This window comes from Rhodopseudomonas boonkerdii (assembly GCF_021184025.1).
GTDB classification, from domain to species: Bacteria; Pseudomonadota; Alphaproteobacteria; order Rhizobiales; family Xanthobacteraceae; genus Tardiphaga; species Tardiphaga boonkerdii.
In genome coordinates this window covers 3048562-3060859 of the sequence record NZ_CP036537.1, presented here as the reverse complement: position 1 = coordinate 3060859, position 12298 = coordinate 3048562, and the positions used below count along the sequence as shown (strand labels likewise).

Sequence of the window (12298 nt, the reverse complement as noted above, 5' to 3'; positions counted from 1 at the left end):
CACCTTACAGGAACCCGATCGAAATCCACGGGAAGATTGCCACGATGATCAGGCCGACCAGCAACGCCAGCAAGTATCCCAGGATTGGCCGGATGCCTTCCGCCGGATCGACGCGTCCGATCGCACAGGCGGCATAGTAGCCGACGCCGAAGGGCGGCGCGAACAGGCCGATGCCCATAGCAAGGATGACGACCATCGCATAGTGGACCTCATGGACGCCGACCAGCCGGGCGATCGGGAATAGCAGGGGCCCGAATAACACGATGGCTGGGATGCCCTCGAGCACGCTGCCGAGGATGATGAAGGCGACGATGGAGACCGCGATGAAGGTGGCGCCGCCACCGGGCAGGCCAGTCATGGCCGCCGCCAGCGAGCGGGAGAAACCGGACTGGGTCAGGCCCCAGGCCATGCCGGTGGCTGTTCCGATGATCAGCAGGATGGCGCCGGACAGGCAGGCGGTGTCCACCAGCATCGGCTTCAGCCGGTTCCAGTCGAACTGGCGATAGATCAGCAGGCCCGCCAGCACGGCATAGACGATGCCGATGGTGGAGACCTCCGTGGCCGTCGCCACGCCCTCGACAACGGCAGCGCGGATGACGAAAGGCAGCGCAATAGCCGGCACCGAGATGATGAAGGCCTTGCCGATCTCGGCACCGCTTGCTCGCTTCACATGGCTGAGATCCTCACCGCGATAGCGCCACCAGACGAGAATGCCGAGGGTGATGGCCAGCACCACGCCAGGCAGCAGACCGCCAGTGAATAGGGCCGAGATCGAGACGCCGGTGACCGATCCGATGGTGATCAGGACCAGGCTCGGTGGAATGGTTTCAGTCTGCGCGCCGGTGGCCGAGAGCAGGGCGACGAGATCGCCCGGCTTGGCGCCGCGTTCTTTCATTTCCGGGAATAGCACCGGGGCCACCGCGGCCATGTCGGCGGCCTTGGAGCCGGAAATGCCGGAAACCAGATACATGGCGCCGATCAGCACGTAATGCAGGCCGCCGCGGACATGCCCAAGCAGGCTGGCGAGGAACGCCACCATGGCACGGGCCATGCCGGTCATCTCGATCAGGAGACCGAGAAACACGAACAGCGGCACCGAGAGCAGGATCAGGTGGCTCATGCCCTCATCCATGCGGCCGACCAGCACCATGATCGGCGTGCGCGTGGTCAGCGCCATATAGCCGAAGATCGCGAGGCCGAATCCAAAGGCGATCGGCACGCCGGCGAAGACGCAGAGCGCGACCACGCCGACAAAGAAGATGATCAGGTTGAGATTACCGAGCGTGCGCAGAAACGGTTCGGCGAACCAGAACACGCCCATGATCGCGACGACTGTACCGAGCGCGGTGAGCACGGTGCGGACCTGACCGTAGCGGAGCAGGCGCAGCACTGCAAAGATGATCATCAGTGAAATGCCGACCGGCAGCGCCGCGGCGCGAAAACTGTTGGCGATCTGCAGCGCCGGGGTCGTGATGTAGCTTTCCTCATAGGCGTATTCGTAGGACGGCGCGACGATCATCACGAGGAACGCCAGCGCGGAGCAGGTCGCCACCACGTCGAGGAAGGCCCAGAGTCGCGGGCCGGCGGACGCCACCAGCGCCGTCATCCGCATATGCTCGCCGCGCCGGAACGCAACGGCGGAGCCGAGCATGGCGAGCCACAGGAACAGGATCGACGAGAGTTCGTCCGACCACACCAGCGGCCGGTGGAAGCCATAACGTGCAACCACCCCGACAAACAGGATGATCACCTCCGCCACCACCAGCAGTGCCGCTGGAATCTCGACGAGATGGCCGAGAAAGCGATCGATGGCGGTCAGGATGGCGTCGCGGCGGGAGAGGGGCGCCCTCTCCGCCGCGACGGCACCGCTTTCCAGAGCGGAGATGTCATGCGCTGTCATGGCCTATCCGATCAGCCGAGCTTGCCGACGGATTTTTCCAGAATGGCCCAGGCTTCGTCACCATATTTGCCCTGCCACTCCTTGTAGAAGCCGGCCGATTTCAGCTTGTCGCGGAACGGGCCGGGTTCGAGTTCATTGAAGGCGAGGCCCTTGGCTTCGAGCTCGCCGCGCAGATTGGCGTTGAGCTTGGCGACGTCCTCGCGTTCCTTCATGCCGGCGGCATTGATGTTCTTCGCCACGATGTCGCGTAGATCGGCCGGCAGCTTCTCCCAGGCGCGGCGATTGGCCAGGAACCAGTAGCCGTCCCACATATGGTTGGTCAGCGAGCAGTATTTCTGGACCTCGTAGAATTTGGCGGTCGAGATGATCGCCAGCGGATTCTCCTGGCCTTCGACGACCTTGGTCTGCATGGCCGAATAGACTTCGCTGATGTTGATCGAGGCCGGCGCTGAATCGAACGCCTTGAACATCGAGGTCCACAGCGGCGATACCGGCACGCGGATCTTGAAGCCCTTGAGGTCGTCCGGCGTCTTGATCGGCCTGGTCGAGGACGTGATCTCGCGGAAGCCGTTGTCCCAGATCTTGTCCATGACCACGAGATTGGCCTTGGTGATTTCCTTCCGGATGTAGGCCCCGAGATCGCCGTCCATGGCCTTCCAGACGGTGTCGTAATTCGGGAACGCAAAGCCGATCCCGTTGATCGATGCGGCTGGCACCAGGGTCGCCAGTATCAGGCCCGATAGCGTGAAGAACTCGACGCCGCCCGAGCGGATCTGGCTCAGCATGTCCGTATCCGAGCCGAGCTGGTTGTTCGGAAACACCTGCAGATCGACCTTGCCGTTGGTCTCGGTCTTGATCGCCGCCGACATCTCGCGGGCGCGGATGTTCATGGGATGCGTGTCGGGCAGATTGTTTGCGTATTTGTAGACATATTCGGCCTGCTGGGCGCGGGCGACCCAAGGCATACCGATGCCGCCGAATGCGGTCGCTGCAGCCGATGCCTTCAACAGTGTCCGGCGTGAAATTGTCATTTTGTTTCTCCCTGCCGCGTCGTCGTTTGGTTTTGTGAGGGCGAAGCCCCTTGTCATTTGGTCATCATGTCGCAGCAGTCCGGTCAAGCCATTTCCGCGTCAGACCAAAGGCGGACAGCAGCCAGACGCTCTCGACTTTGCCCGGTCTTTCGTGAAAACCCATGGCCGCAAGAATGCCGCTGCGCGGCCGCAGCGATGCTGCAGGAAACGGGAGGAAGAAAAGCATGAACAAGGATCAGGGCGTCGCCATCATCACCGGCGGCGCATCGGGAATCGGGCTGGCGATCGCGAAGGCGGCCGTAGGTGAGGGGTGGAAGGTCCTCCTCGCCGACCTCACCCAGCCTGCTCTGGACGCCGCCAAGGCTCACGTCGATTCCGTCAAACCCGGCGTAACGCGCACCGTCGTGATGGACGTCGCCAATGAGGATGCCGTTATTGCGGGGTTGAAAGATTGCGAAGCCGGTTTCGGCCCGGTTCGCGGCCTCGTGAATTCAGCTGGAATCGGCCGCCAAGTGCCGTTCTTCGAGACTTCCGTCAAACTGTTCCGCGAAATCCTGGATATCAATCTGGTCGGCACTTTTGCCGTGGCCAAGGAAGCTGCCCGGATGATGAAGGCCCATGGCGGCGGCGCCATCGTCAATGTTGCGTCTGTGTCCGGCATCCGCGGCAATATCGAGCGATCAGCCTATGGCGCGTCCAAGGGCGGCGTGATCACGCTGACCCAGGTCATGGCCTGCGAACTGGCGCCGCTGAACATCCGTGTCAACGCCATCGCGCCAGGACCGTTCGAGACGCCGATGGTCCAGGAGATGCACACGGCGACGACGCGCGAAGGCTGGATGCAGGTCGTGCCGCAGCGGCGCTATGCCGAACCGGACGAGATCGCCGGCGCAGCGCTGTTCCTGCTGGACGGGAGCAAATCGAGCTTCGTGACGGGCCATGTGCTGAACGTAGACGGCGGCTTTGCAGCGCATGGATTGTTGCCTAAATATCCGTAGCGATGCGGTCAATGGCGCAAAGTCCGAGAGCTCTTGCGGCTAAGCCACTCATATCGCTATCAGATAATATATTCCATAATATACCTTATGCGAATCGTGGGTATCGACGCGGGCTTTGAACTGACGACCGGCGACTAGGTTTCGAGGCTCCGCCTATTTGGCGATCGCTTCATAGACCAGCGTCTTCAGGATTGGCTGGATGCGGCCGCGCTGGGTCGGGGTCTGCACCATCAGGATCATCACCATGTCATGGTCCGGATAGGTCCAGAAGTAAGTCCCGGCCGCGCCGCCCCAGGCCATCTCGCCGAGGAAGCCCGGCACGCCGTCTTCGCCGGGGCCTGTGCGGACGCCAAAACCGAGGCCGTAGCCGAAGCCGGCGCCGGGATAGTAATAGGCCCATGGCTTCACCTCGGTCGCCGGGGCGACTTCGTTCTTGCGCATAAGGGCGACGGTTTCGGGCCTGAGAATGCGCTTGCCGTCGATTTCGCCGCCATTGAGCAGCATTTGCAGGAAGCGCGCGTAATCGTCCGTGGTCCCATTGAGGCCGCCTCCTCCGGATTCCCATTTGCGCTTGATGGTCGGATCGCTAATCGTCTCGTTGCCGATGATCCGATCGGTGGGCAGCGGTTGCGCGATGCGCGCAGCTTTTGAAGGATCGGAAATGGTGTAGCTGGTATCGACCATGCCGATTGGATCGAACAGAAACTGCTTCTCGAAGTCGTAGAGCGACATGCCGGATGCGACCTCGATGACGCTGCCGAGGACGTCGGTGGAATGACCGTAATCCCAGACCGTTGCCGGCTGATAAGCGAGCGGCAATTTTGCGAGGCGATCGGCAAAGTCGCGATTGTCGAAATCGCCGTCGAACAATCCGGCCTTCAAATAAAGCTGCGTGATGAGGCCAAGATCGGTAAAGGCCGAACTGATGCCGGACGACTGTCGCATCAGATCGAGCACGGTGATAGGCCTCAGGGCCGGCGCAAAATCGAGATATTTTCTGCCGCTCGCATCTGTCTTTTCCGTCGCGACCTGTGCACTGCCAAAAGCTGGAATGTATTTCGAGATGGGATCATCGAGTTTCAGTTTGCCCTGCTCCACCAGCACCATTGCAGCCGCTGACGTGATCGGCTTGGTCATGGAATACAGGCGGAAGATCGTGTCCCGAGTCATCGGCGCCATGGTCTCGGGATTGCGGACGCCAAAACCCTGATAGTAGACGGGCTTGCCGTGGCGCTGGATCAGCATGATGGCGCCGGCGAGATGGCCTTGCCCGACTTCGCGGTCGAGCATTTCGGTCACGCGATCGAGGCCGGCTTGCGAAAAGCCGGTCAGATCGGGCGCTTCAGAGAGAAGGTTGCTGGCCGCTGTCGCCGGGCAGATAAGCTTTACAGCCATTGTTATGACGGCCAGCCATTCGCAAGAACGTCGCAAGTTCGCCTCTGCTTTGTCTCAAGACAGGCTGAGACTAACACCGAGATATTTCAACGGCTTGTAAAAATACGTCGAGAGCGCGAGGTCGTGCATTTCGCGACAAGTGCCGTGTTTCTTGCGGCAATACGGAGGCAAGGCGAGACGCGTCCTTGAACGGCCCCGCCTTGCCGCTCCTGCCTCAGTTCATCGTGATATTCGCCTTCTCGATCACGCCTTTCCAGCGTTGGGTCTCGCTGGCGATGTATTTGCCGAAGTCCGGACCATCGACATCCATTGCAACAGCACCGAGTTCGGAGATCTTCCTTTTGGTCTCGGGCTGCCGCATGAAAGCGCGGATCTCAGCCGACAGCTTGTCGGTCACGGCTTTCGGCGTTCCCGTCGGCGCGATGAAGCCATGCCACGCGACCGCCTCGAAGCCTGGCAGGAATTCGGCGACGGCCGGCAGGTTCGGGTCGAACTCGGCGCGCTTCGGCGTTGCCGTCGCGAGCATCGCGAGTTTGCCGCCGGTGACATGTGGCAACAGCAGCGGCACATTGTCGAACGACAAATCGATCTGGCCGCTGAGCAGATCCGGCATCATCTGGCTCGAGCCCTTGTATGGCACATGAACCATCTTGGTGCCGGTCATCTGCTGGAACAGCTCGCCGGCGAGGTGCTGCGATGTCCCCGGCCCGGCCGAACCGAATGTCACCTTGCCGGGATTGGCTTTGAGATACGCAATCAGATCAGGCACGGTGCGCGCAGCGATCTTGTTCGGGTTCACCACCAGCACATTGGGAACCATGCTGACCTGGGCGATCGGCACCAGATCCTTTTCAGGATTGTAGCTCAGCTTGGCGCCATAAATGGTCGGATTGATCGACATCGCCGAGGTGCTGGCTACGCCGATCGTGTAGCCGTCGGGCTGCGCCTTAGCGACACGGGTGACGCCGATGATGCTGCCGGCACCGCCGACATTCTCGACCACGATGGTCGCGCCCATCTTCTTCTGCAGATGTTCTGCCACCATGCGTCCAAGGATGTCGGCGGTGCCGCCGGCCGAGAACGGCACGATGGTGGTGATGGCACGGTTGGGATAATTCACATCCTGAGCGGATGCGGGCGTCAGCACGCCAAGCGTGAGGCAGGCAGCCGTCAGGATTGAAGGCAGTCTCATGGGTCGTTCCTCCAGTGGGTTTTGATCGGCCCCGTTTTCGGGTGCTCGATTTAGGTTGATGCACCACGCGGAGAAGCGTGATGCATCGTGCTAGTGGCCCGCTACTCCTCCCTCATGGTGAGGAGGCGCATAGCGCCGTCTCGAACCATGAAATGGCCGGAGTGGGAGCCTGCGCTCATCCTTCGAGACGCGCTTCGCGCTCCTCGGGATGAGGGGCAGAGAGTTTTAGTTCATCGTGACGTTGGCTTTTTCCATCACGGTCTTCCAGCGCGCAGTCTCGCTGGCGATGTACTTCGTGAATTCGTCCTGCGGGATCGCCACGGCGGTGGCGCCGAGTTCGGCCATCTTCTTCTTGGTCTCCGGCAATGTCATGAATTCACGCACTTCGCTCGACAGCTTGTCGACGATCGGCTTCGGCGTCGCGATAGGTGCGATGAAGCCATGCCAGGCGACGGCCTCGAAGCCCGGCAGGAATTCGGCGACAGCCGGCACGTTCGGATCGAATTCGGCGCGCTTCGGCGTTGCAGTGGCGAGCAGAGCGAGTTTGCCGCCGGCGACATGCGGCAGCAGCAGCGGCACATTGTCGAAAGCAATATCAATCTGGCCCGAAATCAGGTCGGTGACCATCTGGCTAGACCCTTTATAAGGCACGTGGACCATCTTGGTGCCCGTCATCTGCTGGAACAGTTCGCCCGCGAGGTGTTGCGAGGTGCCGGGACCGGCAGAGCCGAACGTGACCTTGCCATCGTTGGCCTTGATGTATGCGATCAGCTCCGGAACGGTGCGGGCCTTGATACGGTCCGGGTTCACGACCAGCACGTTCGGTACGATGCTGACCTGCGTGAAGGCGACGAGATCCTTCTCCGGTTGGAACTGGAGTTTGCTGCCATAGAGCGACGGCGCAATCGCCAGCGGCGAGGTGCTGGCAAGACCGATCGTGTAGCCATCCGGTGCTGCCTTGGCGACACGGTTGACACCGATATTGCCGCCGGCGCCGCCCATGTTTTCCACCACGACAGTGGCGCCGAGCTTCTTCTGCAGATGTTCGCCGACCATGCGAGCGATGATATCCACGGTGCCGCCCGCCGCGAACGGTACGACGATGGTGATCGGCTTGCTCGGATACTTCGCGTCCTGTGCATGAACCGGGCCGACGGCGCCAAGCGCGACGCAGGCCGCCATCAGCATGGATCTGATCTTCATGGGATTCCTCTTCTCGTATTGATCTTTATTCAGCGGTCGAAGCTGCTCGGCCCTACTCCGCCGGCAGCACCTTTCCGGGATTCATGATGGCCTTGGGATCGAGCATCGTCTTGACGTTGCGGAGCAGTTTGAGTTCGACGGGATTGGCGACGCGACCGAGACGCTCGCGATTCGCGATGCCGATGCCGTGTTCGGCGCTGATGCTGCCGCCGAGTGCGGCCGTCTCTTCATCGACGATGGTGTTGATGCCGAGCACGGTATCGGCGATCAGGTCCTTCTGATCCTGCTTCAAGCCCGGAATGATCGCGAGGACGTGAATGTTGCCGTCGCCGATATGGCCATGCATCACGATGCGCGCGTCGGGACGATATTCAGCGATCCGTTTTTCGACCTGCTTCACGAAGGTGGCTTGCTGTGAAAGCGGTACGGCGCTGTCGTGCGAGATGACATAGCCGGCGGCCTTGCTCCCCTCCGAGACGCTGTGGCGGATTTTCCAGAAGGTCACGGCCTGAGTCTCGCTGGAAGCTACCAGCGCATCGGCGATCAGTTCGCGCTCATAGGCATTGCCGAGCATCGCCTCCATGGCTTCATTAAGATCGACTGTGAGCAGCGTATCGACCAGCTCGATCAGCACATACCAGGGCGTATCCAGTGCGAACGGGATGGTCACCAGCGGCAGGTTCTCGGCGATGACTTCGATCTGGCCGCGCGACATCACCTCGAAGGCGCCAAGGCGGTCACCGAGATCGGTGCGCGCCTGTGCTAGCAGATCGAGCACCGCATCGATACTGTTCAGCTTGACGAAGGCCACTGCCCTCGCCCGCGGCTTCGGGAACAGTTTCAGCACCGCACCCGTGATGATGCCAAGCGTGCCTTCGGCGCCGATGAAGAGCTGCTTGGTGTCGAAGCTCGTGGAATCCTTACGTAGCGCCGTCATGCCGTCGAGGATTTCGCCATCGGGCATCACCACTTCGAGGCCGAGGCAGAGTTCGCGCGTGGTGCCGTAGCGCAGCACAGCGGTGCCGCCGGCATTGGTGGAGAGATTGCCGCCGATCTGACAGGAGCCCTCGGCGCCAAGGCTGAGCGGGAACAGACGGTCGATGTCGTCGGCAGCCTTCTGGATATCGGCGAGGATGCAGCCGGCATCGACGGCGATGGAGTCGCCCAGCCGGCTGATGCTGCGGATCTTGTTGAGGCGATCGAGGCGCAGCACGATCATGGTGCGGTCGCCGAGCGGCGTTGCAGCGCCGCACATGCCGGTATTGCCGCCTTGCGGGACAATAGCGACATCGGCTGCCGCGCAGGCCTTCACGACATCGGAAACTTCCTGCGTCGAACCGGGCTTCACCACGGCGAGCGCCTTGCCGTGATAGCGACCGCGCCAGTCCACCACATAAGGCTCGAAATCCCCGCCGGGGCCGATGATGTAGCGCTCGCCGACAATGCCCATGAGCGTTGCGAGGAATGTTGTGTGATCGGTCAAGAGGCCCTCCTCATCTACCGGAATGAGAGATCGAGCAGACGGCCTTCGAACAGGCGGTCGCGCGAGGTCTCGAGGTGCAGACGCATGGCCGTGCGCGCAGCCTCGGCGTCGCGGTCACGGATCGCTTCAAAAATGCGGCTGTGCTCTTCGAACACCGCCTCGAGGCCGGGCTGCGGTCCCATCAGCGACTGGCCGTGCAACTTCATGCCGACGGCGACATGGTCTTTCAGCGCATTCAGCGATGTCGCGAAATAATGGTTGTTGGTCGCTTCGGAGATGGCGAGATGGAACGCGTAGTCGGCGTCCTCACGATGCTTGCGGTTCTTCGTTGCCTCGCGCAGCAGGCCGAGCGCGGCTTCGATCTGAACGAGGTTGTCGTCGCTGCGGCGGAGCGCGGCGAAATGCGCGGCATCGCTTTCCATGCTGATGCGAAATTCGAAGCAGCGCTGAATGTCGGCGATGGTCTCCACACGCGCAAATCCGAGCGGCGGCACCTTGGCATGCGCCTGCACGAAACTGCCGGAGCCCTGGCGAGAATAGATCAGCCCATCCTCGCGCAAGCGGCCGAGCGCTTCGCGGAGCACCGGACGCGAAACGTCGAAGACGGCAGCGAGTTCATGCTCGCCGGGTAGCTTCTGGTCGGTGGCGTAGTCGCCGTTGGCGATGCGCTGGGCGAGTTCGCCATAGACCTTGTCGACGAGTGACGCGCCGGCATGACGCGGACGCGGAGCATCGGGGTGTTCGCTGGAATCGATCGGCTTCATGATCAAGTCGGACCGCGTCTCATTAGGGCGGCATGGATGTTTCATTCGAACCCCGATCGGTCCGATCGGCTCTCTCGGAAACATTTCCTCGCCAGGTTGCGGGGACCATGCGAGGGCGCATTCAACTTGTCAACATGTCAAGAATACACAGAAGTCGTGACAGAACGATCATCTATATGATTTACAACAGTAAAATTGCTGGATTAGGTCATAAGTCGTATTGCAGCGCACAAAATCTGACAACTTGTCAGGTTGCAGAATTCGTGGTCGAACGCTCGCAGCATGCGAAAGGACTCCTGCGTGACCAACGGACTGAACGGCAAGGCCATCGTTATCATCGGCGCAAGCTCCGGCATCGGCGCTGCCGTGGCCAAGAAATTCGGCGCGCTCGGCGCCAACCTGATCGTACACTACAATGGCAATCCCGAAGGCGCGCAGGACGTGGTCACCAGCATCCAGGCTGCCGGCGGCAAGGCTGAGCTGCTGCGCGGCGATGTCTCCGAGCGTGCGGAAGCTGCGCGGGTGATCGAGGAAGCCCACGCCAAGCTGGGCCGTATCGACGTGCTGATCAACAATGCCGGCGCCATGTTCGGCCGCACCTCGATCGCCAATGCCACCGACGAACAGTATGACGACGTGGTCGATCTCAATATCGGCTCGGTGTTCTTCGCCTGTCGCAAGGCCGCCAAGATCATGGAGGCGCAGCGCTCGGGCTCGATCATCAACACCACTTCGGTCGCGGCGCGCAATGGCGGCAGTGGCGGCGCCGGCCTGTACGGCTCGGCGAAGGGCTTTGTGAGCACCATCACCCGCGTGCTGGCGAAGGAACTGGCGCCGTTCAACGTGCGCGCCAATGCGGTGGCACCGGGCGTGATCATGACGCCGTTTCACCAGCGCTATTCCACCGAAGAGCAGCTCGAAGGCGCGCGCCAGGGCATTCCGCTCGGCCGCATCGGCACGCCGGAGGATTGTGTCGGCGCCTATCAATTCCTCGCCGACGAAACCATGAGCGGCTACATCACCGGTCAAGTGATCGAGGTGAATGGCGGCCAGATCATGCCGTGAGATCTCTGCCCCTCATGGTGAGGAGCGTGCCTTTGCGCACGTCTGGAACCACGAGCTGGTCTGGCTCAGAGCCTGCCGCCATCCTTCGAGACGCCGCTTCGCGGCTCCTCAGGATGAGGGCTGACTTTAGGGCCATAAAACAAGGCCCTCATGGTGAGGAGCGGCCCCTTGGCCGCGTCTCGAACCATGAGATGTGACGCCCTTCTGCTAGCCGCATGAAACAACAGCCTGCAACATGCATACGAGAGAGACGCCCATGACAGCCACCTTCCCCACCGGCGTGTTCTGCGCCGCGACCACGCCGTTCAATGCCGACCTCAGCGTCGATCAGGGCCTGTTCACCGCGCATTGCCAGCGGCTGCTGGACGATGGCTGCACGGGCATTGCCATGCTCGGTACCACGGGCGAGGCTAATTCGCTTTCGTTGGCCGAGCGCAAGTCGCTGCTCGAAGCCGTGGTGAAATCGGGCATCGCACCGAAGAAGCTGCTGCCGGGCACCGGCGTCGCCTCGATCATGGAAACGGTGGAGCTGACCCAGCATGCGCTGGCGAACGGCGTGAACACCGTGGTGATGTTGCCGCCCTATTATTACAAGGGCGTGTCCGATGACGGCATCGTCGATGCCTACACGGCGATCATCGAGCGCATCAACGATCCGCGCCTGCGCGTGGTGCTGTATCACATCCCGCAGATGTCGGCGGTGCCGATCTCGCTCGACGTGATCGATCGCCTGATCAAGCGGTTTCCGGAGATCGTGGTCGGCATCAAGGACTCGTCGGGCGACTTTTCAAACATGAGCGCCATCGTCGAGCGTTTCCCAGGCTTCTCGGTACTGGTCGGCGCCGATCCCCTGATGCTCAAGCTGCTGCCGATGGGCGGCGCCGGCTGTATCACCGCGACATCGAATCTTGTCGGCGGCGATCTCGCCACCGTGTTCAACGGTTTCAACGATCCGTCCAAAGCGGCCGAAGTCGCGGCGGCGCAGGAACGTATCGTCTCGGGCCGCAACGCGGTCTCGACCTATGCGCAGCTGCCGTCGTTGAAGGTGCTGCTGGCGCGGCAATATGGCAATGACGGCTGGATGCGTGTCCGCCCGCCGTTGGTCGGGTTGAGCGCCGCGGAGGCGGATGCCGTGCGGAAGTCGTTTGCGGGGTAAGTCCTTATTTGTCCCGGACGCGGTGCAGCGTTCTTACGCTGCTCCGCAGAGCCGGGACCGTATCACACGCCGGCGTTCGTAACGGTCCCGGCCCTGCGAAGCGGCATAAGC

The 12298-nt window shown here is 61.7% G+C and carries 10 protein-coding genes; 3 read left to right on the top strand and 7 right to left on the bottom strand.

The genetic code is table 11. From position 1 onward, the window contains the following. Window positions 1-4: 4 nt before the first annotated feature. Window positions 5-1900, bottom strand: coding sequence for a TRAP transporter large permease (locus tag E0H22_RS14040; protein ID WP_233021628.1), 1896 nt, complete (start codon window positions 1898-1900; stop codon window positions 5-7). Window positions 1901-1911: 11 nt separating this feature from the next. Then, window positions 1912-2931, bottom strand: a complete 1020-nt coding sequence (locus tag E0H22_RS14035) for a TRAP transporter substrate-binding protein (protein WP_233021627.1) — start codon at window positions 2929-2931, stop codon at window positions 1912-1914. A gap of 224 nt (window positions 2932-3155) precedes the next feature. On the opposite strand from E0H22_RS14035, the gene E0H22_RS14030 reads away from it, so the two are divergent. Continuing rightward, window positions 3156-3929, top strand: coding sequence for an SDR family NAD(P)-dependent oxidoreductase (locus tag E0H22_RS14030; protein WP_233021626.1), 774 nt, complete (start codon window positions 3156-3158; stop codon window positions 3927-3929). Between the two features lie 153 nt (window positions 3930-4082). Here E0H22_RS14030 and E0H22_RS14025 read toward each other — a convergent pair whose 3' ends face one another. From E0H22_RS14025 to E0H22_RS14005, 5 genes are all read right to left on the bottom strand, one after another. Next, window positions 4083-5324, bottom strand: a complete 1242-nt coding sequence (locus E0H22_RS14025) for a serine hydrolase domain-containing protein (protein WP_233021625.1) — start codon at window positions 5322-5324, stop codon at window positions 4083-4085. A 214-nt stretch (window positions 5325-5538) separates the two neighbouring features. Then, window positions 5539-6516, bottom strand: coding sequence for a Bug family tripartite tricarboxylate transporter substrate binding protein (locus E0H22_RS14020; protein ID WP_233021624.1), 978 nt, complete (start codon window positions 6514-6516; stop codon window positions 5539-5541). Window positions 6517-6741: 225 nt separating this feature from the next. Then, a complete protein-coding gene (locus E0H22_RS14015; RefSeq protein ID WP_233021623.1) occupies window positions 6742-7719 on the bottom strand; it encodes a Bug family tripartite tricarboxylate transporter substrate binding protein in 978 nt (325 codons plus the stop codon). Window positions 7720-7771: 52 nt separating this feature from the next. Beyond that, the gene (locus tag E0H22_RS14010; RefSeq protein WP_233021622.1) at window positions 7772-9202 is read right to left on the bottom strand and encodes an FAD-binding oxidoreductase; all 1431 of its coding nucleotides are present in this window, start codon (window positions 9200-9202) and stop codon (window positions 7772-7774) included. Between the two features lie 14 nt (window positions 9203-9216). Continuing rightward, window positions 9217-9966, bottom strand: a complete 750-nt coding sequence (locus tag E0H22_RS14005; protein WP_233021621.1) for a FadR/GntR family transcriptional regulator — start codon at window positions 9964-9966, stop codon at window positions 9217-9219. A 282-nt stretch (window positions 9967-10248) separates the two neighbouring features. On the opposite strand from E0H22_RS14005, the gene E0H22_RS14000 reads away from it, so the two are divergent. Both E0H22_RS14000 and E0H22_RS13995 read left to right on the top strand, forming a co-directional pair. Next, entirely contained in the window at window positions 10249-11031 is a 783-nt protein-coding gene (locus E0H22_RS14000; protein ID WP_430715149.1) for an SDR family NAD(P)-dependent oxidoreductase, read from the top strand. A 256-nt stretch (window positions 11032-11287) separates the two neighbouring features. After that, window positions 11288-12187, top strand: coding sequence for a dihydrodipicolinate synthase family protein (locus E0H22_RS13995; protein WP_233021619.1), 900 nt, complete (start codon window positions 11288-11290; stop codon window positions 12185-12187). Window positions 12188-12298 lie beyond the last annotated feature (111 nt).

Coding starts and splice junctions, on each gene's coding strand:
- E0H22_RS14030 (WP_233021626.1), top strand. CDS start 3,156: ATGAACAAGGATCAGGGCGTCGCCATCATCACCGGCGGCGCATCGGGA.
- E0H22_RS14000 (WP_430715149.1), top strand. CDS start 10,249: ATGCGAAAGGACTCCTGCGTGACCAACGGACTGAACGGCAAGGCCATC.
- E0H22_RS14020 (WP_233021624.1), bottom strand. CDS start 6,516: ATGAGACTGCCTTCAATCCTGACGGCTGCCTGCCTCACGCTTGGCGTG.
- E0H22_RS14040 (WP_233021628.1), bottom strand. CDS start 1,900: ATGACAGCGCATGACATCTCCGCTCTGGAAAGCGGTGCCGTCGCGGCG.
- E0H22_RS14035 (WP_233021627.1), bottom strand. CDS start 2,931: ATGACAATTTCACGCCGGACACTGTTGAAGGCATCGGCTGCAGCGACC.
- E0H22_RS13995 (WP_233021619.1), top strand. CDS start 11,288: ATGACAGCCACCTTCCCCACCGGCGTGTTCTGCGCCGCGACCACGCCG.
- E0H22_RS14005 (WP_233021621.1), bottom strand. CDS start 9,966: ATGAAGCCGATCGATTCCAGCGAACACCCCGATGCTCCGCGTCCGCGT.
- E0H22_RS14015 (WP_233021623.1), bottom strand. CDS start 7,719: ATGAAGATCAGATCCATGCTGATGGCGGCCTGCGTCGCGCTTGGCGCC.
- E0H22_RS14025 (WP_233021625.1), bottom strand. CDS start 5,324: ATGGCTGTAAAGCTTATCTGCCCGGCGACAGCGGCCAGCAACCTTCTC.